Source organism: Polycladidibacter hongkongensis (assembly GCF_001561995.1).
GTDB lineage: Bacteria > Pseudomonadota > Alphaproteobacteria > Rhizobiales > Stappiaceae > Pseudovibrio > Pseudovibrio hongkongensis.
The window spans coordinates 287,894-312,952 of sequence record NZ_LLWC01000009.1; the positions used below are offsets into that span (position 1 = coordinate 287,894).

Genomic DNA, 25,059 nt, shown 5'->3' on the forward strand with positions numbered 1-25,059 from the left:
GGGCGGCTGGCATGGAAATTCCAGGGATCCTGATCTACGCCATGTCCATGGCAATCTTCATGGGCATTTACGCTATTCTTGCACTGGGGCTGAACATCCAGTGGGGCTTTACCGGCCTGTTTAATGCTGGTATCGCCGGATTCTTTGCGGTTGGCGCCTACACCTCCGCCTTGGTAACCAGCGCGCTAAGCGCTAACCACTTGGGCGGGCTGGATTTGCCGGTGCCCGTGGGCTGGGCCGCTGCCATGCTCGTGGCGGGCCTCGTCGCGTGGCCTATCGGCAAAATATGCTTGCGCTTCCGCTCCGATTATCTGGCCATCGCCACCATCGGTGTGGCTGAGATCATTCGCTTGGTAATTAAGTCAGAAGGCTGGCTCACCGGCGGCGCACGCGGTGTCACCAAAATTCCACGGCCTCTGGCCTCGGATAATTATGCACTCTCCGAGCTCTCTTATCTTGCGCTCGTCGTGATTGTGCTTTTCTGTATTTACCTGCTGGTTGAAAAGCAGTTGAAAGCGCCTTGGGGCCGCATGATGCGCGGTATCCGCGATAATGAGCTGGCTGCAAACGCCATGGGTAAAAACATCGAGCGCCGTCGCCTAGAGGCGTTCATCTTCGGTGCGGCCATCATGGGGTTGGGCGGGGCAATGCTGGCCCACTACTACCGTTCGATCACACCAGAAGCGATTGATCCGATGATCGCCACTTTCCTTGTCTGGATCATGTTGATCCTTGGCGGCTCGGGCAATAACCGCGGTGCCATTTTGGGAGTGGTCGTTGTCTGGACGATCTGGTCCATGTCCGAGTTCGTTACCGATCAGCTGCCAGAGGAATACGCGATCAAAGCCAAATATATGCGCGTGTTTATCATCGGCTTGATGCTGCAACTGGTCCTGCGTTTCCGCCCCGAAGGCATCTTGCCAGAGGCGGATCAGAAATCTGCTCAGCGTCGAAAATAACAAGAAGCAAGAGGAGGGGATGCGCAGCCCGCGCACCCAACTTCCCGATAATCTTTGTGAATACGCCTTGCCTGCAAGGCATCTAAAACCCTTTTAGGAGGAAACTATGAAACTTACTCATCTCGTTGTTGCTGCAAGCCTGTTTGGCTCCACCGCACTTGTTGCAAATTCTGCTGCTGCCGATGTGAAAGTCGGTCTGTTGGGCGGTATTTCTGGCCCAATCGCTGCGATGGCCCCGCCAATGATTGATGCTGCAAAGCTGGCGTTCGCACAGGTGAATGAGCAGGGCGGCGTTCTGGGCGGCCAGAAAATCGTAACCGTTGTGGGCGATAGTGCATGTAATCCGCAAAACGGTGTGGATGCAGCCTCCAAGCTTGTCAACGTAGAGCAGGTGACCGCTCTGGTCGGCCCACATTGCTCCGGCCCGGTTATCGCAGTTGCAAACTCCGTTGCAGCACCTGCAGGCGTTGCCTTGATCACCCCGTCTGGCACGTCCCCGGAAATCACCGGTCTGGACGACAAAGGCACCGTCTACCGCACCGTACCTTCTGATGACTACCAAGGCCGTGCGCTGGCTCGTACGCTGGTTGCACAAGGCACCAAGAACGTCGCCGTTGCATACTTGAACAACGACTATGGATCCGGTCTTGCTGGTGCGTTTAAAGCTGAGTTTGAAACACAGGGTGGCAAAATCTCCGGTTACGCGGCGCATGAAGAAGGCAAAGCATCTTACCGCACCAACCTTGCAGAATTGTCCCGCGGTGGCGCCGACACACTGGTTATTTTTGACTACGGCGATGGCTCCGGTCTAACCATTTTGCGCCAAGCGCTTGAGAATGGCTTCTTCACCAACTTTGTTGGCGGTGATGGCATGAAGTCTGATGCACCTATCAAAGAACTGGGTGCAGAAAACCTCACCACATTTGTAGCATCCTCCCCAATGGGTGAGGCCTCTAGCAGCCTCGATAGCTTCAACAAGGCCTTCACCGCAGCTGGCGGTAGCGCGGATGCGATCTTCGTTGCCAACTCCTACGATGCTGCCTTTGTGCTTGCTCTGGCAATCGAGAAAGCTGGCGGCGACAAAGCCAAAGTTCCTGCTGCTATTTCTGCTGTTTCCGATGGCAAAGGCGAAGCTGTTGCCGCTGGCGAATGGAAGAAAGCTGTTGAGCTGATCAAAGCTGGCAAGGAGATCGATTACAAGGGCGCCGCTGGCGACCTGAACTTCGATGCGAACGGCGATGTACCTGGCGCCTACGGCCTCTTCTCTATTGACGGTGAGAGCTTCAAGCTTCAGACCCCGATGAACTAAGCACGTAGTGCAGCAATTAAAACGAAAAGGCCGGGTCATAGCACCCGGCCTTTTTCATTGTGGATAATCGTGGGGTCGGAGCCTGATCAAGACTGATTCTCAAGGCTCCAAAGTACCACTAGCCTACTTCGTCAGAATCAGTTTGCCCAGCTTGGTTATGGTTAGGCGATAGACATCATCATTGTGAGAAATCTGAATTTCTCTTTCACCTTCAAACAGGTCCTTGCTGCTAAGAACCTTACGCATGTCGCTAGAAAATTTAGCTGTTTCAACGCTTTGTTGTGCAACTGGCATGAGGGAGATCTCCTGTTAATCCCAAAGCTGTCTTGTCCCTGCATGCGTTTTCCAAAAGCACAGGGTCAAACAATATAACTTGACTTTCATATTCATATTTAAGTACAAGTGCAATGCCTGATGTCGCTGAATTGATTATCGCGTCACTCAATTGAGCATAAGATGTCTGGCCGTACTATCGTTTGCAAGCCAGTTACGCCTCTCTCCCTCAGTAACAAGCCAGCCTACGGTACTCACAGCAATCATTACCCAAACAGGATAATCCAAATGTCGTTTGTTGGTTTATGCAAAGGCAAAATTGCATTTTTTATTGCTCCACTAATTTTCTCTGCCTTCATCGCCTGTTTTCCCGCTTCAGCGGCGGCAACCGGTTCTGGAAAGCTGATTAAGCTTCAACTGCTTAAGGATGAGCAGGTTGCAGATTCCTGCAGAGTGTCGTTTCTTGCAAAAAATACAATGGGGACCAGCATTGAGGATCTCTCGCTTGATCTCGTAATCTTTGATCGCGAGGGGGGGCTGGTTGACTTGTTAAGCGTATCGCTCGGGCGCTTGCCAAACAAAAAGACGCGCGTTCAAGCCTACGATATTGCGGGTGTGAAATGCGAGGGAATTGCAAGCCTGCTCGTCAATGATGTGACCGCCTGCACTGGTGAAGCGCTGAACAATGCCGCTTGCTTGGATGCGATGGATATCTCCCATCGCGGACAAATAGAATTGCAGCTTTAAGAAACACTTTTAACAAAGAAATTAGACATGTCATTTGCCGAACTAACAAAATCCATGGGTCCACTAGGCGAGATCATTGCTATGGGCGGGCCCGTTGTTACCATCCTATTGCTTCTCAGCATTGTCGCTCTGGCATTAGTAATCGCTAAGTTGTGGCATTTTCGCTGCCTCCATGTTGGTCGCCATCGGGATGTGCGTGGGGCAGTTGCCTTTTGGTCATCGGGCCAAAAGGAAAAAGCCATCCTTTCTATACAGAGAAGCAATGGTGCATTGGCCCGTTGCCTGTCTGCTGCGATGAAAAATCACCAGATCGGACAGCTTAACGAAACGGCACAACGCGAAGAGGCCGAAAGCCAATGCAGCGCTCAGCTTGCCAATATGCGTGCCTACTTGCGTCCACTCGACATGATTGCGCAAATTGCGCCGCTTCTGGGCCTATTCGGAACTGTAATCGGGATGATCGAGGCGTTTCAGGCGATGGCAGACGCTGGCGCGCAAGTTGACCCTGCTGCTCTGGCTGGCGGTATTTGGGTCGCACTGCTGACAACAGCCGTCGGGCTTGCTGTGGCAATTCCAGCTTCGGTAATGACAAGCTACTTTGATGGTCGCGTTGAGAACGAGCAGCAAGAAATGGAAGTTTTGCTGACCGCAGTGTTTACTCGGGCCGGGTCACGCGCTCAGGAGCCGCAGCGCGCGGCAAATGCGGCAATGGCACATTCTCAAGAAGTTACAGCACCCCATGCCATTAGCGCAGCGTAGGCTTCAATGCAGATTTCAAGGCAGATAAAGCCGCGCCGTGCCCCCGGACTCACATCGCTGATTGACGTCATTTTTCTACTGCTCATGTTTTTTATGCTGGCTTCGACTTTCTCGAAATATCAGCAGCTAAACATCGCCGGAACACAGCAAGGAACAGGGGTAAGCGAAAGCTCTCGCCCTATAGTGCTGCGAATTGGCAAGCAAGAGGTGGTGTTCGCAGGTAAATCGATGTCCGCTGAAGAGCTTGTCACGCACCTTGACGCCAAAGATACGGACAAAGAACGCCTTATTGCGCTGCTGCCAAAAGAAGAGGCAACAGTGCAAGACGCGGTTGATGTCCTCGGAGCGCTCGGGATAGCTGGGTATAATGCAAAACTGGTTGGCAAATAGCCAGCAGGCGATGGATAGCAAACATGCGTTTAGCCGCAAAGAAAACAAAGCCGCCGGTTGAGAACACGATACCTCTGATCAATATTGTGTTTCTAATGTTGATCTTCTTCTTGTTCGCCGGGACGCTGGAACGCGATCCTGCACAGGAAGTATCGCCGGCAATTACACAAGACATGCCTCAAAGTGAGCGGGCTGCAGAGGCTCTGCAGGTTACATCGGGCGCCAAACTGTTCTACGGCGATACGCCGGTTGAGGTAGAAGATCTAAAAGAATTCTTGGTTGAAAAAGAGATTTCGCCCGATGCACCACTTCGTTTGGTACCAGACAAGGAGTTAAGTGCGCGTAAGTTTGCCAAGATCCTCTCGGAATTACGTAAATACGAGTTTGACAATGTCGTATTGCTGACCAAGAGGGAAAAGTGATGCAAACCTCAGTAAAGTCGCTGTCTAAGTGGTCATTGGCAATTGCGTTCGTCATCTCGTCAGCCTTGCATGCTGGGACGTCACTCAGCTTTGTTGAGGAAGAGGAGAAGGTAGAAATAGCCGCTGCCGCTGGGATGGATGTCGCGGTTGTCGGTTCTCTTGAAGATCTTGTTGCTGGAAACAAGGCAAACATTAGCGCTGCAAAACGATCCGAGCCAAAGACTGCGCCTCCCAAAAAGCTGAAACCACTTAAAGAGCCCAAGAAACTGAAGAAGGCTGAATTGAAGCAAATTCAGCCAGCTGCTGAGCCGTTGGAAGAGCCTTTAAAGGCGCCAGTAGAACAGGTTGAGGGCATTCGTCTGGATGCGGCCAAGCAGCACAAAGCGGCAAAGCCAGTAAAGCCTGTCGCACAAGACAATAAACCGAAGCCGGTGAAGCCAGAGGACACGACGGCTGCTAAGCCTGTTGAGGTAGCGCAGTCTGAAAAGGCCGAGCCGGTCAAGGCGATAAAGACCAAAGTCAAGCCGGTAACTAAACCAAAGCCTAAGAAGGTAGCAAGAGCGCCACAAAAAAAAGGCGCCAAGCTCACCCAGAAGAAAGGCCAGGCAGGGCAAGCAAAGCGGGCGACACAAGGCGGTAGCAAGGTTAATACCGGCGTTAGCGCGCAAGCGGGCAATGCTGCAAGGGACAACTATAAAGGGTCTGTACAACGCAAGATACGTAATGCATTAGAGCGTGAAGTCAGTCGGCGGCGCCGTTACAGCAAGCTCTATGGTGAAGTTGTGTTTTCTTTCACCATTGATCGTTCTGGCGGGGTCTTAAAGGCAGCTATTATCAAAGGCAGCGGTAAGGCCGCCTTTGATAAGCTTGCGTTGAAAGCCGCAAGCCGGGCATCATTTAAAGCGGTTCCAAGGGAAATTCCCGCGCCAATAAAGTTCAGCTTAACCTTTAGGCGAGGACGCAGATAGTAAAATGCCCGCTGAGGTTTTTACTCAGCGGGCTTAAAAGCAAGCGCAACAAGCGGTCAGTTATGCACTTCCCACGGCGTTGGCCAATGGTTGCGAGCCATCCATTTGCAGCAAATGGCGCAGCCCCATTCGGTTTTCGGCCAGATCGGCAATAGTGCACTTATCTAATACCGCCAAAAATGCCTCTAATGCTTCATGCAGCACAGCATTAAAGCCACAATGGTTTACCAAGGGGCAATCGGGTTTACCGCCGTCAAAGCATTCAGCCAGCAAGAAGCTCTCTTCCGTCGCGCGCACCACCTGACCAACTGTGATCTCGGTTGCAGCCCGGGGCAGAACGATACCGCCGTTGCGCCCGCGAATTGTTTTCATCAGATCTGCGTCAACCAGCACCTTCATGATCTTAAAAAGGTGGGTTTCCGACATGGTGAACGCTGCAGCGATGTCTGCAACCTTGCTCGGCTTATCCGGATTGGCCGCACAATACATCAGCGCGCGCACTGCATAATTTGTCTGCTGTGTCAGTCTCATAGCATTAGTATGCGCACGATGGCGCTCCCGCGTCAATTTAAAATATGGCTCATAAACTCAACTATAGCACAGCTCTAGTTTAGAGTCATTAAAAACTATAGGGCAATACGACTATTCTTAGCAAGCGGTCTTCGCCCGAGGATATGGCCTTATTATAGGCGCTGAATCTGATCTCAGCCAGTGCCAGACATACGTAGATAAGACACAATTGCTCTGATAGTTCTACGACAGCTTTGCGCCCCAACCTTCATTGTCGGTCGATCCTCTGATCGCTGCTGGCGGACCCACTACTTGCTAAAGTTGAGTTCGTGCAGGAAAACTAAGCTTTCAAAAAGTGCTGCTCCAAGCTCGTTTTCGCTTCAATGAAGCTCTTTGAACGAACATTGACAAGCTCCGCATTCTCGCTCCAGCGATGGTTTATGGGTACATGATACCCATTATTCTTAAGATGCTGAACGAGTTCCAAAAAGGCATCTGCATTTTTTATAAGAACAATATTGTCTCCTGCAAAGCGCATGCTGTCAGGAAGGATCGCCGTCATTGGGTAGTTGTCCGCCTCCACACTCCATGGATTTCCAGAGTCAGCACCATGGTGGAATACTTCCTGCCCTTTTTCGCGCCCTAGTGCGGCATTGAGCTGTGGTATGAGCTTCTTTTCATAATCGGATGCAATACCCAAGCTACGCATGGGCCCCGCTTGGGGGAGCAGGCCTTGTTCCACAAGGCTTGCTCGATTTTCCTCGATGTTTAGACGAGTTAGTTCATCCACATAGGCGGTGTCTGCTGCGATTTCTTGTAGTTCTTCAGCCGAAGCATGCGAAGATATTGTTTCTAGTGAGGCGCGCCGCAATGCCGGATAATCGACCTGTAAGAAGTTGCTATCCTGTCCATCAAGCGCGGGGACTGCCTCGTATTCTTCTGAACCACGGCGCAGCGCCTCGCTCACATCGACGTTGTAGAATGCCGCCCGCGCTTCAGTGTCATCGGCTTGGTGAATGCCCAGGGAGACGGCCTCTTCAAAACTGCCAACTTTAAGTGCGGGGGTATGTTGGCTGTCATAATCGCTCATGTGAGGCGCATTGATCGCCAAATCATAATCTGCGGTGACCGCGCGCCCCTCCCGATTTCCCATCACTTGGACAGGATCTCCTTTTTGCCAGCTCCCACCTACTTTTATGGCCTCAAATAATTTGATGCTTTCTCCGTCTTTCACCCCCCAGAATGGGAACTGCTTCCCATCAGGGGCATCTTTGCTGATGAAGTCGGTCCCGATCATCAGCCCCTCACCACTGTCAGCTTGTAGCCACGTGCCGTGTATTTCTAATCTCCCAGTTTCCTCGACCAGCATGCCAAGCCGATTTGCGGATATTTCCGCGTCTACGAAAGTTGCAGTTTTTTTCTCACGCGCCTCATAGTTTTTCTGGGTGAAAGCGGCGGCAGCTTCGGGATCTGCCCCCTTTTTTCCGTAGTCTTGTTTTACAGGTATTAAAGCGTTCAAAGGCGGTAGGTTGGAGCTTTTGGCTTTGATTGACATATCCTTAGTGCCAAAGCCTTCTCGGATAAGGTCAGTACTAAAGGGGTTCACACCGCGAATGCACAAACAGGTATTTTCCTTCGTGCAGAATGCTTGCAAATCCAAACTATGCGCTTTCACAATGCCGCCGAATGTTTCTGCGCGTTCCGCTTGTATTTCTAGCTGGCTGTGGTGAACAAGATCGCTTTTAGAGTTGAACTTGGAAGTTTCCGCTCTGACCGAAGAAACAGAGCTCTTGCCATCAAATTTTTCAATAAGGGACTTGATGTTGCCCTTCGCAGCAGCGTTTTGGCTATCTGTTGACTCTTTTGCATTAAGTTGAGCCATGGGAACGATTGGGGACGGGATTCTGTCAATAGGCATAGTGCGGATCTACTCTAATAAAACTAATATGCAGATCCTACGTATTTCAAACTGTCATGCTGTCTTGATCAACACATATCGCGCAAGAGGGTGCGTTGGAAAGCCTCCATTGCTACGGGTCACGCCTATTGCAAAAACTAGCAGGATTGTTTTAGCTGGTTTCAAAAAAGTAGGACTTCAAGGAGGCGAAACGATTGCGGCGCAAGTGTATGCGTTCGTTTTCTTTACACATTGACCTTGCGATCAGACCAACGCTAAGTAACACGGACACACGGTCTTGTAGATCAGTCTCATCACACCCTGTCCGCTCTTTCAGCTCTCCCCATGTCAGGCCAGTGTTTCCCGCACGGAACAGTAGCCTGAGAATCAAAAGACGATGCACACACCCCAGCGCCGCGAAAATGCAGGCAGAAACCTGACTTGTCATGTTAATACCCCAAGCACCCATTAATCTAGGTGTTTAGACGATATGCTTTACAAATGAAATTGTCACAGAAAACTAAGTGGGTGTAAACTGAGGGCCTTATACAAATTGTCCGGCAGCGTGACCGGAAGACCACGCCCATTGGAAGTTAAATCCCCCAAGATGGCCGGTGATATCTACTACCTCACCAATAAAGAAGAGACCGGATATCGCCTTTGCTTCCATTGTTTTTGAGGAGAGCTCATTGGTATCAACGCCGCCTCGCGTCACCTCAGCTGTGCGATAGCCCTCACTGCCAACAGGCTTTAGGGGCCATGCATGTATCCCCGTAGATATGGCGCGGAGCACCTTGTCTGACTGATCCGCAAGGCGCCCTCCTACGTTTAGTTGTGCAACAAGAAATTGCCCAAGCCTTTTAGGAAACAGTTCTTTTAGCGTTGCTGCTACCTCCTTACGTGGATTGCTCTGCCGCAAGTCGCGTAACAGTTCAAATAGATCGCTATCGGGGAGTAAGTTTACTTTTATTGTCTCCCCAGCCCGCCAGTAGGAAGAGATTTGTAAGATTGAAGGTCCGGAAAGCCCGCGGTGCGTAAACAGTAAGCCTTCGCGGAATTGCGTTTTCCCGCAGGAAACTGTGGCATCAATGCTCACACCGGCTAGCTCTTTGCTTCCCGCCAGAAAGCTTTGGTCAAATGTGAGTGGTACGAGCGCCGGAAAGGGCTCTACCACCCGTAGATTAAATTGGCGGGCAATATCATAGCCCAATCCTGTCGCCCCCATCTTGGGAATTGATGGCCCGCCTGTTGCTACCACGAGGCTCTCGCTACGCAATGGTCCTTTGCTGGTTACAAGCAAGAAACCATCATCATCGCGTGAGATCGCCTCGATTTTGGTATCAAGCATCAGGCGTGCCTGCGAACCGCGGGCAAGGTCCAGCAACATGTCAATTATTTCTTGAGCACTGTTATCGCAAAACAATTGACCGAGGGTTTTCTCGTGCCAACTTATACCATGGGCATCGACGAGATCTATAAAGTCATGCTGAGTGAAGCGTTTCAATGCAGAAACGCAGAAGCGAGGGTTTTCGCCGATAAAATTAGCCGGTGAACAATGCAAGTTGGTAAAGTTGCAACGGCCCCCGCCCGAGATGCGGATCTTTTGTGCTGGCTTTTTCGCGTGGTCAATTACAACGACAGAGCGCCCGCGCGCACCGGCTTCGATTGCACACATTAGCCCGGCGGCTCCGGCCCCAAGCACAATGACATCTGTTTTCTGCATTCGCTCTGTCTAAAACGGACGGCAAAAAAGTCAATCTTAAAGAGTGAGGTCCGTGTCTTCTTTTAACCCGGGCCAATCTCCAGATTTTAGAGCTCTATCCATCCATTGCAGCATATGCACGGTCTCTCCCTCTGCCACCGGGAGGATTTGAAAGATCTGTTGGGCGCGAATTCCTTCCACCGCCATATAGGCAAATCTGGCAAGCTCAGGATGCTCGGACTCTGCCATAATACGATTGTAAACCCGCGAATGAAAATCACGCACCGGATCGAGCATATCAGGATCATCAACAATCGCCGCAAGCATGCCGCTATGTGGCCCTTCGTTTTCCTGACACTTCTCGGAAAGACCAACCAGTAAGGCGCGCATCAATTTGTTGGGATAGGGGTCTTGTGACAGGCGTGCTTCTGCTTCGGCAACAGTTGCCTCTAGGTCGGCAACAAAATGCGCGACAATTGCGCGAATAAGCGCGACTTTGCTAGGAAAGTTGTACAGCAAACCACCTTTGGACACACCAGCATGTCGTGCGATCTCTTCTAGTGAAAAGATAGCCCCATGCTCGTTGATGTATTCAACAGCTGTCTTAACGATATGCTCGCGAGTGCGAGCGGCCTTGCCGTTTTCTTTCAAAACTGAACCCTGAATAAGTAAGTGGTATCCAGTCTATAATTTAAAAGCGCTGACCGGCAAAGGCAATTGGTTCAATATCTAATAGTAATAAAAAGAAAAGGGCACCGTCTCGCGGTGCCCTTAAAACCAGCAATTATGCCAGTTCGATCTGCGAAGCCTGCATACCGCGGCCACGACGGTCTTCTTCAGCGATGAAGGTCAGTGCAGCGCCTTCAGCTGGAACAGCAACGCCGGAGCGCTCGAATGCTGTGATGTGAACGAAGATGTCTTTGCCACCGTCTTCTGGGGTAACAAAACCAAAGCCACGATCATGATTAAAGAATTTAAGGGTACCATTTTGGCGCATGGAAGAACGTCCTCTTTACCCGTTATAGTTTCCGCTCTTGCGAACGAGGTTAGGGACGAGCAGTCAATTTAAACGGGTAAGTCAACGTTCGGCCAAACGGCAGTAATCGTAGTCTCATCCGGGTCTTAAACAACAGCCCGGTGATATAGCAGCTTTTTGCTTCTGTTGCGTTCGAGGCCGGCTCGAGTACACCAAAACTCCGCTCTCATTCGGCTGAGAATATCACGGAGCGAAAGCTACCCGTTTATTGCGGCCAAAACAAGGGCGAAAAAGAAGGGGCGAATATGATTGCTATCTGAAATGGCTGTATTGCCTTTTATACTCTTTTAAGTAGTAATTAATACCCTGTGCAGCAGCCTGCGCTGTGGCAAACACACCCTGTAACAAGTAGCCCCCCGTCGGGGCCTCCCAGTCCAGCATCTCGCCTGCTACGAAAACACCTGCCAGCTTTTTTAGCATAAAGGATTTGTCCACTTGGGTGAACTTGATCCCACCAGCGCTCGAGATCGCTCGATTTAACCCGCGAGGGGCAGAGAGCTCTAGCGTAAGGGTCTTAATCCGCGCCGCAATGGATTGGGCATCCGTCGGCAAGGGGCCTGCCTCTCGCAACAAGGCAAGGGCGACGGGGCTAAGGCCGGTACACTTCCTCAAAAAATTGGTAGTGGATTGTTTCCCCCGTGGGCGCTCAAGCCGCTTCTGCAATGCTTGTTGAGACAGGTCAGGTTTCAAGTCGAGTTGAACTGATGCGGCGCCATTCGCACAAATTGCGGTGCGAATTGCTGCAGAGAGGGCATAGATAGCGCCACCTTCGACACCACTACCGTCAATCATAAGTTCGCCTTCGATACATTGCTGCTCGAAGCGCAGTGCGATCCGCTTGAGGGGAACACCTTTGAAGCGCTCGGCAAAGTAAGCTGAAAAGCCTGCTTCAAATCCGCAATTGCTTGGTTGAAAACGGGAAATGTCGATCCCTTTTTCTTCCAGCCATGGTACCCAAGCCCCGGTGGAGCCAAGTTTCGGCCAACTTGCGCCGCCAAGTGCGAGCAACACGGCTTCTGCATCCAACTTGATATGCTGCGTGCGGGTGTTGGGCGCGCGGCCTTCGCTTTGCGCAATTTTCAGATAGCCTTCATTGTCAAAGCCAATCCACTGTGCGTTGTAGTGGATTGTTACACCAAGAGCACTTAACCTATGCAGCCATGCACGCAGCAGCGGCGACGCTTTAAAGCTTTCTGGAAACACTCGCCCGCTCGAGCCCACGAAAGTTTCCTGCCCAAGCCCGAGGGCCCATGCCCGTAAATCATGGGGTGTGAATTGTTCTATTGCCTGAAGTAGCAGGGGGGCTTGTGGCCTATACTTTTGCAAAAATGCTGGCAGCGGTTCGCTGTGAGTGAGATTCAACCCACCATGTCCGGCCATGAGAAATTTGCGCGCTGCCGTTGGCTTGGCATCATAAAGACTGACAATATGACCGTTTTGCGCCAAAAACTCGGCGGCAAACAATCCTGCAGGTCCCGCCCCAATTATCGCGACTTTCGCCATGCCTACACCAGACTTAATAGCTATTTACAAGTTGCTGTCTTTTCCCACTCTTCTGGAGGAACAGCAAGCCTAGCAAGCATTTTTATGCATTCAACAAAATGCAACCAATAGTTGCTTTGATCAAATAGTGTTCAATCTCATATTTAAAATTAAAGAAGCATTTGAGTGCATTGTTACTCAGATAATCGGTCTGTAAAATTTAATAAGTATGGACCCTGCAATAAATAATAATCAATAATGAGGGGGATCTTCCTCTGGGGGGTCGGGGTGAGATCTGCAACATTTTCAATATAAGTTTGTCTGAAAACGTGTTTCTTTGATGTTGCACGTGTTGAATATTCGCGGGTCTCACTGAATTGATGAGTTTCATTCAGGAGATATCAAGATGTTCCCACGCAATCAGGCCGCAGCCTTACACGAAAAAACAATGGAGCAGTTCACTGGATCTGCATCCGGATTGCAGGGCACTCCAGCAGTGGCCGCAACCATTTCATCTAGCGCACAAGAACTGGCCTCTCTTAGTGAGGTATCGCTAGAGCGACAGTTTGCGCAGTCAAGCACACAGTTGGTTGACCTGGAGTATGATGCGACCCGCAAAGCACTTTGGCTTACTATGACACCAGAGGGTAGGCCCTGTTTCTCGCCGCAGTTACTGGAGGAATTGGCCGCTTCGCAAGCCACGCTCACGCGCCTTTACAAGAGTTACCAGCCGCGCATCAATCCGCCAGTGGCATATAAAGTTATCAGTTCCGATGCCCCTGAAGTCTTTAATCTAGGTGGTGACCTAGCGTTGTTCATGGAGTTGATCAAGGCAAAGGATAAACATCGCCTCGCACAATATGCCAAGTCCTGCATCAATGTTATCTATCGCAACCATATTGCTTCTAATCTTCCTGTCGTAACAATCGCTCTGGTGCAAGGGGATGCGCTTGGTGGCGGCTTTGAGACAGCGCTTTCCTGCGACATGATTGTCGCTGAAGAGCAGGCAAAGTTCGGTTTACCAGAAGTCTTGTTTAACCTTTTCCCCGGTATGGGCGCCTATAGCTTTCTTGCTCGAAAAATAGGGCACCTGAAAGCTGAGGAAATCATCTCTAGCGGAAGACTTTATTCTGCATCAGAGCTGCATGACATGGGCCTTGTGCATAAGGTTGTCGCCACCGGGCGGGGGCGCGCTGCAACTGCGGAAATTATCGAAAAACAAGGCCGCCGGCATAACGCGCAGGCGGCGATTTATGCAGCAGGAAAACGCGTGAATCCGGTCCACTATGAAGAACTAATCGATATTGTGTCGATTTGGGTAGATGCGGCCATGAACCTTGGCGAAGCTGATACGCGAAAAATGGCGAGGCTTGTTTCGGCGCAAAACCGGCGAGCAGGCGTTTTATAAGGGGGGCCTTTTATTTTGGCATGCTTCAGCAAGCGCGGTACAGCTTTGCATGTGCTGCGCAGCCAGAGCCCTCATTTTTTTCGACCCATCTCGGCGCAGAGCCGGTGCAGACATGTTTTCAATTTCGTTGCATATCTGGGCACAGTGCAAGAGGCCCAGATATGCGCTGGAGGACCTTAGGGCATGCGCATATTGCCGAAGCGCTGTAAAGTCTCTTGCAGCAAGCGCCGCTTCCATTTGCTGCAGTAAGCTTGCGCCATCGCGGCGGAACTCCTCATAAAGCTCCTGCAGGAAGGCGATACCACCCAAATCGATAAGCTGAGCGAGTACCGAAGTGTCAACCTGCGCCGTAGCTTCGTTCCGCCCATCAGAGTAATGATCGAGCTCACCTTGGGAACCCGTCGGTAGTACGACAAAGGAAAGAGCTGCTGCAAGACGCTTGATTGTAAGTGGCTTAGCCTCGCATAAATTCGCTCCTGCGAGTTTCGCATCTTCTTGCCCTGCCGCCGTGGTATTAGCGCTCAAGGCGATGATAGGTAAACGCTGCTGCGAGCCACGTTCCAACAGGCGAATCGTTTTGATTGCATCGAGCCCATTCATAATCGGCATGTTGATGTCCATAATCACCAAATCAAATTGCTCGGTGTCTATGGCATCAAGTGCCGCCTCGCCGTTCTCTACCAAAGTGCAGCTGTGCCCAAGTAGGATCAGCATACGCTCTAGTACAAGCCGGTTGGTCGCGTTGTCATCGGCAACTAAGACATGCAAAGGCGCCGATAGCTCCGCAAGACTTTCTTGAGCTTGGTGTTGTGCTTCTTGCGAAGGGCGCGTTGGGGACAAGAGCAGAGCAAGCAAATTCTCCGACCTGCCTATTGCACGACAAAGACTAGGCAACCGCAAACTGGAGCCAAAAGAAAAGTCAATGCTCCGAGAGGCACTTATGCCAATAACGCCTCCAGAAAAAAGCAGTGCCTGCTCATCGCTGATCGATGCTGCGACCAGAGATGGCAGTTGGCCGACGAGAGTACCGGCCCGCGGCGCTCGCTGCAGCTCTGCACAAAGAGCGGCAAACTCGCGTGGGCTGTCAATCGAACGCACGTGGAAGCCGCTTTGCGTTAACTGAGCCATGGCGTAGCTTAGGGAGTGATCGGGCATCAAAACCCAAATCGTTTCATGGGTCAGCTTGTTGTTGCACAGAACGCTCGGAGCTGGTTGTAACGGCACATGAAGACAGAATACGCTGCCCTCCTTCGGGCGAGAGTGAACAGTGATAGTTCCTTTCATTGCCCGGGCCGTGTGTTTAGCGATAGCCAAGCCAAGCCCCGTGCCGCCGAACCGGTCAACAATCGTTGCATCTGCTTGCGAGAATTGATCAAAAATCTTCTCTTGCACCTTGGCAGAAATACCGATGCCGCTATCGTGCACACACCACTTTAGTACCATTTTTCCTGTGCGCTGCGAACGTCTTGTCGTAACGCTGATCAACAAAAAGCCTGTGGGCGTAAACTTTAGTGCATTGCCTGCCAGATTGAGGACAATCTCTGTGATATGTCGCGGATCGCCTACGGCGACATCCGGTACATCGCCAATCACACAGGTGTTAAAGTGCAAACCCTTTGCACGCGCTTGCGGCTCGATAATCTGTTCTACGCAATGCAGAACCTCGCGAATACAATAGGTGGTCTGCTGGATATCAAGGGAGTGGGTTTCAGCCTTCGAGTACGTTAAAATTCTCTCGATCAAACCACTCAAGGTCGATGCAGATCCTGCGATTGTCTGCACCATTTCCTGTTGCTCTTTGCCAAGGTGGCTCGCATTCAGCAAATCTCCCATCCCGACAATGGCGTTCAACGGTGTCTTAAGTTCATGGCTAACTGATGCGAGGAACATAGTTTTGGCACGGTTGGCCTCTTCTGCTTGCGCTTTTGCTTTCGCCAGTGAGCGGATCAGGCGCATGGCGTAAAGTGGAACAATCACGAGGCAGAGCAACAAGCCCACAGAAAGCCAAAGATGGTCCTCAAGCCATTGGGCTTTAAACAAGACGACCAGAAAACCGGAAAAGGAAAACAGGCAAGCTGCAAGGAGATAACGTTGCCCGAAGCGAAAGCCATTACCAATCGTCACCCATAAATAAATGGGAAACAGTACTTGCATTTTTTCGCCACCATACCAAAGCGTAACGGTCAATACGCCGAGATCAAGGACAAGCGCCGCAATCCGCCTTATATGATGCTCGTAGGGGTCGAGAAAGGTCGCAAGTGCGAGAAAACCGCTGCAGGCGCAAAAAAAGTACAAAAGCGCGAAGATCGGTCGGTCAGCTTCGGCGCTGTAGTCTAACTGTATATGGACGAAGAGAAACAGAATAAGGGCGATCAGCAGCCGGTTCAGCACCATTTCCAATTCGCCGCCGGTTGCTCGCTGGGTGGTGCGCAGATAATTCGCGATATCTCTAGTCTTTGCGCGCAAGAGGTGAATCAATGACGTATTCACGAAACTTCAGGTGCCCCCGGTGGAGTTGCGACTATGCCGCTGGAAACGTTGCCGCAAGTGCGGTGCCGACAAATGCCTCACTTGGCACACCCTGACCATAGTAAAAACCCTGCGCATTGACGCAACCAGCCTGACGTAACCAAACAGCTTGTTCACCGGTTTCAATGCCTTCAGCCAAAACGGTAAGGTCAAGGGTGCGCCCAAGCCCGATGATTGCATTTACAATCGCTTTGCTGGAGTTATCGGCAAGCAGGTCCTGTGTGAAGCAGCGGTCAATTTTCAGGCCATCAATTGAAAAGCGATTGAGATAGGCGAGTGAGGAATAGCCTGTGCCAAAGTCATCGATAAGAATACGGCAACCGTTCTCGCGCAACCGCTCCATTTGCGGGGCAATGGAATCAGGGTTGAGCATCACCACTTGTTCGGTGATTTCCAGTTCAAGGGCCCGTGCTGGAAGGCCCGTTAGCTGTAAGGTTTGCTCTACAAGCTCACAGACATTTTGACGGCGAAATTGCGTTGCAGATAAATTCACTGCAACATGCAAATGGGTAAGGCCGCATTCATGCCAGTGTTTGGCCTGTCTGCAAGCCTCAAGCATAACCCACTCGCTTATGGGTAAAATCAGGCCGGTTTCCTCCGCAGCTCCCAAAAAGATATCCGGGCTCACCAGTCCATGTTCTGGCCTGTTCCAGCGCAACAGAGCTTCGGCACCTATCAATTGTCTGCTTCGTAAATTGTATTGCGGTTGAAAGAACAGCTCGAATTGCCCTTCTTCCAAAGCCCGGTGCAGCGCGCTTTCTAGAGAGATGGTTCGTTGTGCTTGCTCATCCATTTGCCGTGCGAAGAGTTGGAAGCCGCGCCCACCCTCCGCTTTGCTTTGATACATAGCCAAATCGGCATGACGTAGCAGCTCGTCACTGCTGCTTCCATCATTGGGGTAGATCGTGACGCCAACACTTGCGCTTACCCGCAGTTCTTTGCCGGAAATAAACACCGGTTCAGTGAGCAGTTCAACCACGCGATGGGCGTAGTTGCTCGCTTGCATTTCACAGACAAGGCCAGGCTGCAAAATAGCAAACTCGTCTCCACCGAGGCGAGCAATCACGCATGGTTCTTCTTTATCAGCAAGCAGCCGCTGTGCCACAACCTCAAGCAATTGGTCGCCGGTGCGGTGCCCAAGCGCATCATTGATTGACTTAAATCGGTCTAGATCGAGAAAGTGCAGAGCAAACATGCCACCATTTCGACGACAACGCTGCACTTCTTCATCAATACGTTCACGCAGGTAAGTCCGATTGGGCAAACCGGTCAAACCATCATGATGCGCCATGTGCAAAAGGTGCGCTTCAAGCCTCTTGCGCTCGGTTATCTCAAAAGATGTTGTGACCACATGGCTCACGTGGCCGTTCGTGTCCAGCAAGGGTTTTTTCTGCACGAGAAAGTGCAAAGTCTCGCCATCGCTATGAGTGACTTCCACTTCATAGGGGGGTAAGCTACGGCGGCTTTCAAACACTTTGGCATCAAGTCTGGTGGTGCGAATATTTGCCGCTTTCGAAACGGCTTCGCCGATCGGTTGGCCAATGATTTGCTCCCGCGCTTTGCCAACAAAATCAGCCATGGGTTGATTGACGAAGGCGACAATACCTTGCCGGTCAACAACAGTAACAAACGCTGAGATATCGTTTATGAGCTTGTCACTACTCAATGCAGCAAGGGGGTGCTCGCATGGGAGTTCTGCCAATTGGGGTGTTGTGAGCTGCGTTGCCAGCAGTTCCTGCACGCGCAGTTCAAAAACCCTATGATCAATTGGGCTTTGAATGAAACCAGAGGCGCCAGCTTCCAGAGCACGAGTTTTGAAAGAGCTGTCAGAGTAAGCTGTGATAACCAGAATTGGGATTGCGTCCAATCCCTCGATACCGCGAACGGCTTGGGTAAGTTCTGCACCGTCCATCTCTGGCATGCTGTAGTCAGTTACAATCAATGCTGGCTGATTGGTTCGCATATAATCAAGAGCGGCAAGGGGATCTGCAAAGGATATACTTGCATAATCAGGCGCTGCCACAGCTGTCAGCCGCGTCAGGATCGATCTGTTTACTGCCCGATCATCAATGACAACTATCGTCGATGAATTCGCCATAAGTTAAGCCGCAACCATTCCCCAAGGAGTCCCTCACATAAAACATGCTTAATGCATGATAATGGGGCCGACAATGCCGCGACGGACTTTTGCCAAGCTTGTTCTATGGGTTTTAGGTGTTTTTTTGTGGTAAAGCGGCGATTAAGCGAGAGTTCCTGATGATATTAGTAATATGAGCGTACAAATTTAGTAAAAATCTCTATGAATTTCCCTATTTATCCTGGTTTACTTGCAAATGGCTGTGATGTGGGGAGGTGGCGTTTGCTTTTCTTGTATTTAGATTTCGTGTTACATAATTAATCCAGCGGCTATTAAATGTTGGCTTAATAATACTTTGGCGATGTGTAGTCGGGAAGGGGAGAATGATCACCCCTTCCATAGCCAAACTGCCAAAAAATCCGCAAAAATTAGGCTAGTGCTTTAGCTTTGTCCTCATGTTGTTGTAAAAGAGGCAATGCCACACCTCCTGCGTCAAATAAATGTAAATGCGCATCTACGGGTTGTAGATTGCATTTTTCACTGCGTCTTGCCTTCGCATCGCCTTTGCCCTGTACTGTGATAAGCTCACCATCGCCCATCCGCACGTAGAGGAAGTGGCTCTCGCCGAGCTCTTCAATCACTTCTACGGTACCACTCAGCGGGCCGGTTGCACTTACAGCAAGGTGTTCGGGACGGATGCCGAGACTGACACGATCACCAACACTCAGTTGGCTCCCCTCCACTGGAACAACAACGCTGCCACTATCAAGTGCTTTGACGCGCACACCATCAGCAAGCAACTCAACCACTTCAGCAGGCAAGAAATTCATCTTCGGAGAACCGATAAACCCAGCGACGAACTTGTTTGCTGGACGATGGTACAGCTCAAGCGGTGACCCAACTTGCTCAATGCGCCCCTTGTTAATCACCACAATTCTGTCTGCCAAGGTCATCGCTTCGGTCTGGTCGTGGGTGACGTAAATCATCGTTGCCTGCATATCCCGGTGCAGCTTGGCGATCTCGATGCGCATCTGCACACGCAGCGCTGCATCCAGATTTGATAGCGGCTCGTCAAACAGGAACACCTTCGGATTGCGCACAATCGCACGGCCAATGGCCACCCGTTGCCGCTGCCCGCCAGAAAGCTGCTTGGGCTTGCGTTCCAGCAGCTCTTCCAGCTCGAGGATCTGCGCCGCGTCCATCACCTTGCGGCGAATGTCTTCTTTGCTACCACCGGCAAGCTCCAGACCAAATGCCATGTTTTCAAACACACTCATATGCGGGTACAGCGCATAGGACTGGAACACCATGGCGATTTGTCGCTGTTTCGGGCTCATTTTGTTGACGACTTCCTCGTCAATGAGCAAGTCACCGCCGCTAATGTCCTCCAGCCCGGCCACCAGGCGCAGCAAAGTGGATTTGCCACAGCCCGAGGGGCCGACGAAGACGATGAATTCGCCTTCTTCGATTTTCAGATCAACACCTTGAATGATGCGGGTGCTGCCAAAGTCTTTGATAATGTTTTGCAGCTCTACACTGGCCATTGTTCTGCCTCCTGCATCATTTGCTAGTCAAGAATGCGGCTTGCCACGCCTCAAGCGTCACAGCACCATCGCGCAGCTCTGCGCTAAAACCGGTGTCATCTTGCAAAGCAAGGTTGCTTGCAACAGACACTGTCCTTGCCTCATCTGACAAGTTGAACAGGCAAAGCACAGCGTGTCCCTCGTGCTTGCGCTCTAGTGCCAAGACATCAGCAGCGCCAATGTCGATAAAATTCAGCTCACCTAGCCGTAGAGCAGGGAATTTGCGACGCCAATGGAAGAAGGCGCGCACTTGGTTATAAGGCGACGCCGCGTCACCCACTTGTGCTTCTGCCGCCTGCCCGACATGCTCCGGCGCAACTGGCAGCCAAGGCGTGCCTTCTGTAAAGCCGCCATGAGCGTTGTCTTTCTTCCATGCCATTGGCGTACGGCAACCATCGCGGCCTTTAAACTCCGGCCACATCTCTATGCCGTACGGGTCTTGCAGCAGCTCGAAGGGAACATCGGCTTCGGTAAATGCCAGCTCCTCACCCTGATAGATACAAGGCGTGCCGCGCAAACAGCTCAGCATAGCTAGCAGGGTCGGCGTGGCTTGCTTGGCGTCCTTGTTTGCGCCAAGGCGGCTCGCCATGCGCTTTACATCATGGTTTGACAGCGCCCAGCAGGCCCATCCGCCCCCGATTTGGGCTTGCAGATCTGCCACGTGCTTCTGCACATAAGCCGCGGTTGGTTCGTTGGAAAGCAGATCAAACACATAGGACATGTGCAGCCGATGCTCGCCTTCGGTGTAGGTGCGCAGCAGCTCTGGTCCAAATTCTTCAGAGCCAATCTCGCCCACCATAGTGCGGTTTTCATACTCGTCCGTTACACTGCGCAAGCGTTCCAAGAAGGCTAGATTCTCAGGGCGGGACTTATCGTAGAGGTGATACTGCCAAGAATAAGGGTTGCTTGCCGGTGCTGTGCTCAGCGAAGCAAGATCTTCGTTCGGCGGGTTGTTGCGTAGCAACTTGTCGTGCACGTAAAAGTTCACTGTATCGAGGCGGAAGCCATCAACACCCATATCCAGCCAGAAACGCGCGACATCGAGCAGCTCATCCTGTACATCCGGGTTATGGAAATTCAGGTCTGGCTGGCTGCGCAAAAAGTTATGCATGTAATATTGCTGGCGCCCGGTATCCCATTGCCAAGCTGAGCCGCCAAAGATCGAAAGCCAGTTGTTTGGCGGCGTGCCATCCGGTTTTGCATCAGCCCAAACATACCAGTCTGCCTTAGCATTGTCGCGGCTTGCTCGGCTCTCTTTAAACCACGGGTGCTGGTCCGAACTGTGCGAGATCACAAGATCTATCAGTACGCGCATTCCCAGATCGTGCGCTTTGTCAACGACGGCTTTGAAGTCTGCAAGGCTTCCGAACATCGGATCAACATCTCTGTAGTCAGAAACATCGTAGCCAAAATCGTCCATCGGTGATTTCATAAATGGTGAAATCCAGATCGCGTCGGCGCCAAGGTTGGCAATGTAGGGCAGCTTGTTCAATATGCCTTTCAAATCGCCAATTCCATCGCCATTGCTATCGGCAAATGAGCGCGGGTAGATTTGATAGAGCACTGCACCGCGCCACCAGTCTTTGTCTTTGCTGAGCGGCTGTGTCTGAGCGTGTTTTTCTAGTTCGATAACAGACATTGGCTTAACCTTTAACTGCGCCAGCGGTAAGGCCCGCGACGATTTTACGTTGGAATATAAGAACAAGAACCACAATCGGGACGGTCACGACCACTGAGGCGGCCATGATGTTGCCCCAAGGCAGTTCATACTTGCTGGCGCCAGACATCAGTGCAATCGCCACAGGTACCGTGCGAACTTCATTGGATAGAGTGAAGGTGAGGGCAAACAGGAATTCGTTCCACGCACTGATGAAAGCAAGCAGCCCGGTTGTCACCAGTGCAGGCCACATCAGGGGTAAGAATACACGGCGCACGATCACCAGCGAGCTTGCGCCATCGACAATAGCAGCCTCTTCAAGCTCTTTTGGCAGTTCTTTCATAAACGTGGTCAAAACCCAGACTGTAAAGGGCAGTGTCAACACCATGTTGGGCACAATGAGGCCCGGAAGGCTGTTATAGATGCCCATGGCTTTAATGAGTTCGAACATACCGGAAAGAATTGCAACCTGCGGAAACATGGAGACCGAAAGGATCGTCATGAGCAGCAGGCCGCGCCCGCGAAAGGGGATGCGCGCTAGTGCATAAGCTGCTGTCACCGCCAGCACCAGAGAAATGATCACAACAACAGTAGCAACAAAGATCGAGTTGAAAATGTTGGTGCCAAAGGGCTGTTCCTTAAAGATCGACAGGTAGTTGCCAAAGTCGATCACGCCGGGCAGCGCGGAGGGGTTAAACAACTCGGTACCAGAGCGGAATGACGTGATGATTGCATAGTAGAACGGAAACACCGAAACCACGACAATTGCAAGCACCAGCCCGTAAAACAGGAGAGATTTCAGGGAGAGTTTCATTATTTGCTATCCTCTGAAAGATTGACCTTGCCTGCCATCAGCGTCAGCGTGGTGATCAGCGCGATCACAAGGAACAACAGGGTTGCTGCCGCTGAGCCATAGCCCACCTCTTGGAAGTCTACCAGCTGCTGTCTTGCATAAACGGACATGGACATCGTGGTAGTTGAGTTGGAAGTCAGTACGTAAATCAAGTCAAAGATGCGCAGCGCATCAAGAGCACGGAACACAACAGCCACCACAAGCGCAGGGCGAATGAGCGGCAGCGTCACCTTAAAGAAAACCTTTACCGGGTGTACACCGTCCACTTTTGCAGCCTCGTAAATATCGCCGGGCAGCATTTGCAAGCCAGCAAGGATGAGCAGGGCCATAAATGGAGTGGTCTTCCAAACGTCCACCATGATAACAGCCCACATGGCCGTGTCAGGGTTTGCTGTCCATGCGATCGGTTCTGCGATAAGCCCAACACCCATAAGCAACTCGTTGATGATCCCGAGCTGGTCGTGCAGCATCCAGCTCCACATTTTCGCAGAAACAATCGTCGGTATTGCCCATGGCACCAAAACTGCTGCCCGAACCAATCCGCGGCCTTTGAATTGCAGGTTCAAAACCAGCGCCACAGCCATTCCAAGTGCAGTCTCCAGACTCACAGAAATGACGGAGAACCAAAGCGTATTCCAAACAGCATTCCACCATTCAGGATCTACCAGCAAGCCAAAGGCCTCGCCGTCATAAACAGCGTAGTAGTTCTCGATGCCGATAAACTCGGTAACGCTGAGATCAACAAGGTTCGCGTCAGTGAATCCGAGCCATATCGTGCGCACCAAGGGCCAACCGGCTACCACGCCGAGCACGGTCATCATCGGTAGCAAAAACAGGAAGGCAGCGCGCAGGCGGCTGGATGTTAGGTCGGAGCGTTCAGTACGCGCCGCCCTTGTCGGTGGGGCTGTTTTGTGAACAGCAGCGTCAGTGGGTGTCATGGAGCTAACCCTACAGCCAAAATGCGGGGACAGGGCGAGGGCGTCGTAGGTGGCGTGTACATCGGTGTAGCGCGCAACGGCAGCAAGCCTCGCCGCCGAAAGTAAAAAAGGCCCCGCCCGTGGGCAGGGCCAGGTGTCCTGGGCTTACCAGGCCTTGCGCTTAATGCGCTTCAGGTCTTTTTCCAGCTTAGCAAGAGAGGCGTCGGCCTCGGACTTGCCGCTGATAACATTGTGCACAGCGTTATAGAATGCGTTGGACACTTTGTTGTAGTTTGCGCCGGTTGCGCGGGAAGGACGAGCAACCGCGTTGGTAAAGGTCGCTTTCAGGTCACCCATAAACGGGTTCGCTGCCAGCACGTCTTTATCATCGTAAAGCGCAGTAATGGTTGGGTTGTAAGACCCTTCGATGGCGTTGTTCTTCTGCTGTTCTTTCGAGGTCAGCCACAAAGCAAGGCTCGCCGCAGCTTCTGGGTCCTTGCTGTACTTGGAGACAGCCATCTGCCAGCCACCCAGCGCACCAGAGGCTTTACCGTCTGCGCCGCCCTTAGGCACAGCCGTTACACCGATTTTACCTTTGATCGGAGAATCAGCACCCTGACCAAGCGACCACGCATAAGGCCAGTTGCGCATGAATACGGAGTTGCCAGATTGGAACACGCCGCGGGCATCTTCTTCCATATAGTTCAGAACGCCTTCAGGGGCGATATCGCCAACCCAGCTCGCAGCAAGCGTCAAGGCTTCAGCAGCTTTCGGATTGTTAACTGTGATGTCGCCTTCCGCATTCACGATGTCGCCACCACCGAAGCTGTCGATCCACTCGATGGCATCACAGGTTAGGCCTTCATAGGCTTTTGCCTGATAAACAAAGCCCCACATCTTGTCGTTGCCAGCAGCGCGCTCTTTTGCCTGCACGTCTTTTGCAGTTGCAGTCAATTCTTCCCAAGTGGTCGGTACAGATTTGCCATACTTTTCCAAGAGGTCTTTGCGGTAGAACATCAGGCCAGCATCCGTGTAGAACGGCATCGCAACGAGCTTACCTTTATAGGTGTTGTTCTCGATGATTGGCTTGAAGTGTTCGTTTTCAACGCCTTTGGAATAAGGCTTCAGGTCCAGCAGGTGGCTACCCAGAATACCTGGCCAGATCACGTCAATCTGAAAAACATCAATGTCATTGGAGCCGGAACCAAGGATTTGCTGGTACAGGGCCAGACGCTCGGTTGCGGATTGGGGTACACTAACAATCTTCGCGGTGTGGCCGGTTTTTGCTTCCCATTCCTGTACAGCTTTAACACACAGGTCATGAGCCTGACCAACGGTGTCACAGGTTACGGCAACCTCAGCAGCAGATGCACTCCCCAGAGCACCAGCAGCAGCAAAAACAGTTCCCAGCAATACGCTACGCATTTTCATCGAGATTCCTCCAACTCGAAACATCCTAACCCACAACAATTGTTGGGCCAGAACACCAATAATTTGAAGAGGTTACAAAATGAAATAGATCCCCAAAGACCCCTCCAAAAAGCCAATGGAATTTATCCAAAGCGCTTTGGTAAGTATAGT

23 protein-coding genes are annotated in these 25,059 nt (G+C 51.5%); 8 read left to right on the plus strand and 15 right to left on the minus strand.

Annotated features, from left to right (window positions below; translation table 11 throughout):
* Nucleotides 1–11 precede the first annotated feature (11 nt).
* A complete protein-coding gene (locus AYK82_RS04695; protein ID WP_068311874.1) occupies nt 12–959 on the plus strand; it encodes a branched-chain amino acid ABC transporter permease in 948 nt (315 codons plus the stop codon).
* Between the two features lie 106 nt (nt 960–1,065).
* Nucleotides 1,066–2,268: an ABC transporter substrate-binding protein gene (locus tag AYK82_RS04700; RefSeq protein ID WP_068311878.1), complete on the plus strand. Its 1,203-nt coding sequence runs from the start codon at nt 1,066–1,068 to the stop codon at nt 2,266–2,268.
* Nucleotides 2,269–2,391: 123 nt separating this feature from the next.
* On the opposite strand, the gene hemP is transcribed toward AYK82_RS04700, so the two are convergent.
* Nucleotides 2,392–2,562 (minus strand): hemin uptake protein HemP, encoded by a 171-nt coding sequence (hemP, locus tag AYK82_RS17700; protein WP_082733735.1) that lies wholly within the window; start codon nt 2,560–2,562, stop codon nt 2,392–2,394.
* A gap of 267 nt (nt 2,563–2,829) precedes the next feature.
* Here hemP and AYK82_RS04705 point away from each other — a divergent pair, with 267 nt between their 5' ends.
* From AYK82_RS04705 to AYK82_RS04725, 5 genes are read left to right on the plus strand one after another with little or no spacing between them, the layout of a single operon-like run.
* A complete protein-coding gene (locus AYK82_RS04705; protein ID WP_068311881.1) occupies nt 2,830–3,288 on the plus strand; it encodes a hypothetical protein in 459 nt (152 codons plus the stop codon).
* A gap of 27 nt (nt 3,289–3,315) precedes the next feature.
* Nucleotides 3,316–4,047 carry a MotA/TolQ/ExbB proton channel family protein gene (locus AYK82_RS04710; RefSeq protein ID WP_082733736.1) on the plus strand — a complete coding sequence of 244 codons (732 nt, stop codon included), beginning with the start codon at nt 3,316–3,318 and terminating at the stop codon, nt 4,045–4,047.
* A 6-nt stretch (nt 4,048–4,053) separates the two neighbouring features.
* Nucleotides 4,054–4,437, plus strand: coding sequence for an ExbD/TolR family protein (locus AYK82_RS04715; RefSeq protein ID WP_068311884.1), 384 nt, complete (start codon nt 4,054–4,056; stop codon nt 4,435–4,437).
* A gap of 23 nt (nt 4,438–4,460) precedes the next feature.
* Nucleotides 4,461–4,859, plus strand: coding sequence for an ExbD/TolR family protein (locus AYK82_RS04720; protein ID WP_068311887.1), 399 nt, complete (start codon nt 4,461–4,463; stop codon nt 4,857–4,859).
* Nucleotides 4,859–5,827 carry a TonB family protein gene (locus AYK82_RS04725; protein ID WP_068311892.1) on the plus strand — a complete coding sequence of 323 codons (969 nt, stop codon included), beginning with the start codon at nt 4,859–4,861 and terminating at the stop codon, nt 5,825–5,827. The genes AYK82_RS04720 and AYK82_RS04725 overlap by 1 nt, the downstream gene beginning before the upstream one ends.
* A gap of 60 nt (nt 5,828–5,887) precedes the next feature.
* Here AYK82_RS04725 and rirA read toward each other — a convergent pair whose 3' ends face one another.
* From rirA to AYK82_RS04760, 7 genes are all read right to left on the minus strand, one after another.
* Nucleotides 5,888–6,358, minus strand: a complete 471-nt coding sequence (gene rirA, locus AYK82_RS04730) for an iron-responsive transcriptional regulator RirA (RefSeq protein WP_068311896.1) — start codon at nt 6,356–6,358, stop codon at nt 5,888–5,890.
* 319 nt (nt 6,359–6,677) lie between these two features.
* Complete coding sequence (locus AYK82_RS04735) at nt 6,678–8,255, minus strand: anthrax toxin-like adenylyl cyclase domain-containing protein (RefSeq protein WP_082733737.1); 1,578 nt, start codon at nt 8,253–8,255, stop codon at nt 6,678–6,680.
* Between the two features lie 151 nt (nt 8,256–8,406).
* On the minus strand, nt 8,407–8,682 hold the full coding sequence (locus AYK82_RS04740) for a hypothetical protein (RefSeq protein WP_068311900.1): 276 nt from the start codon (nt 8,680–8,682) through the stop codon (nt 8,407–8,409).
* A gap of 96 nt (nt 8,683–8,778) precedes the next feature.
* Nucleotides 8,779–9,957: a BaiN/RdsA family NAD(P)/FAD-dependent oxidoreductase gene (locus AYK82_RS04745; RefSeq protein ID WP_068311902.1), complete on the minus strand. Its 1,179-nt coding sequence runs from the start codon at nt 9,955–9,957 to the stop codon at nt 8,779–8,781.
* A gap of 36 nt (nt 9,958–9,993) precedes the next feature.
* Entirely contained in the window at nt 9,994–10,587 is a 594-nt protein-coding gene (locus AYK82_RS04750) for a TetR/AcrR family transcriptional regulator (protein WP_082733738.1), read from the minus strand.
* 133 nt (nt 10,588–10,720) lie between these two features.
* Nucleotides 10,721–10,933: a cold-shock protein gene (locus AYK82_RS04755; protein WP_068311904.1), complete on the minus strand. Its 213-nt coding sequence runs from the start codon at nt 10,931–10,933 to the stop codon at nt 10,721–10,723.
* A gap of 291 nt (nt 10,934–11,224) precedes the next feature.
* A complete protein-coding gene (locus AYK82_RS04760) occupies nt 11,225–12,475 on the minus strand; it encodes a BaiN/RdsA family NAD(P)/FAD-dependent oxidoreductase (protein WP_068311907.1) in 1,251 nt (416 codons plus the stop codon).
* A gap of 385 nt (nt 12,476–12,860) precedes the next feature.
* Here AYK82_RS04760 and AYK82_RS04765 point away from each other — a divergent pair, with 385 nt between their 5' ends.
* Nucleotides 12,861–13,862, plus strand: coding sequence for a crotonase/enoyl-CoA hydratase family protein (locus tag AYK82_RS04765; protein ID WP_208976381.1), 1,002 nt, complete (start codon nt 12,861–12,863; stop codon nt 13,860–13,862).
* Here the strand turns inward: AYK82_RS04765 and AYK82_RS04770 are convergent.
* The 7 genes from AYK82_RS04770 to AYK82_RS04800 all read right to left on the minus strand — a co-directional run bounded on the left by AYK82_RS04770 (nt 13,857) and on the right by AYK82_RS04800 (nt 24,909).
* Entirely contained in the window at nt 13,857–16,352 is a 2,496-nt protein-coding gene (locus AYK82_RS04770; protein WP_156453255.1) for an ATP-binding protein, read from the minus strand. The two genes, AYK82_RS04765 and AYK82_RS04770, sit on opposite strands and share 6 nt — an antisense overlap.
* Nucleotides 16,353–16,383: 31 nt before the next feature.
* The gene (locus AYK82_RS04775; protein ID WP_068311912.1) at nt 16,384–18,489 is read right to left on the minus strand and encodes a putative bifunctional diguanylate cyclase/phosphodiesterase; all 2,106 of its coding nucleotides are present in this window, start codon (nt 18,487–18,489) and stop codon (nt 16,384–16,386) included.
* Nucleotides 18,490–18,896: 407 nt separating this feature from the next.
* A complete protein-coding gene (locus AYK82_RS04780; RefSeq protein ID WP_068311915.1) occupies nt 18,897–20,012 on the minus strand; it encodes an ABC transporter ATP-binding protein in 1,116 nt (371 codons plus the stop codon).
* Between the two features lie 16 nt (nt 20,013–20,028).
* Nucleotides 20,029–21,690, minus strand: coding sequence for an alpha-glucosidase (locus AYK82_RS04785; protein WP_068311918.1), 1,662 nt, complete (start codon nt 21,688–21,690; stop codon nt 20,029–20,031).
* A gap of 4 nt (nt 21,691–21,694) precedes the next feature.
* Nucleotides 21,695–22,522 (minus strand): carbohydrate ABC transporter permease, encoded by an 828-nt coding sequence (locus AYK82_RS04790; RefSeq protein ID WP_068311921.1) that lies wholly within the window; start codon nt 22,520–22,522, stop codon nt 21,695–21,697.
* Nucleotides 22,522–23,499, minus strand: a complete 978-nt coding sequence (locus AYK82_RS04795; RefSeq protein ID WP_068311924.1) for a carbohydrate ABC transporter permease — start codon at nt 23,497–23,499, stop codon at nt 22,522–22,524. Before AYK82_RS04795 ends, AYK82_RS04790 begins: the two co-directional genes overlap by 1 nt.
* 144 nt (nt 23,500–23,643) lie before the next feature.
* Nucleotides 23,644–24,909: an ABC transporter substrate-binding protein gene (locus AYK82_RS04800; protein WP_082733739.1), complete on the minus strand. Its 1,266-nt coding sequence runs from the start codon at nt 24,907–24,909 to the stop codon at nt 23,644–23,646.
* Nucleotides 24,910–25,059 lie beyond the last annotated feature (150 nt).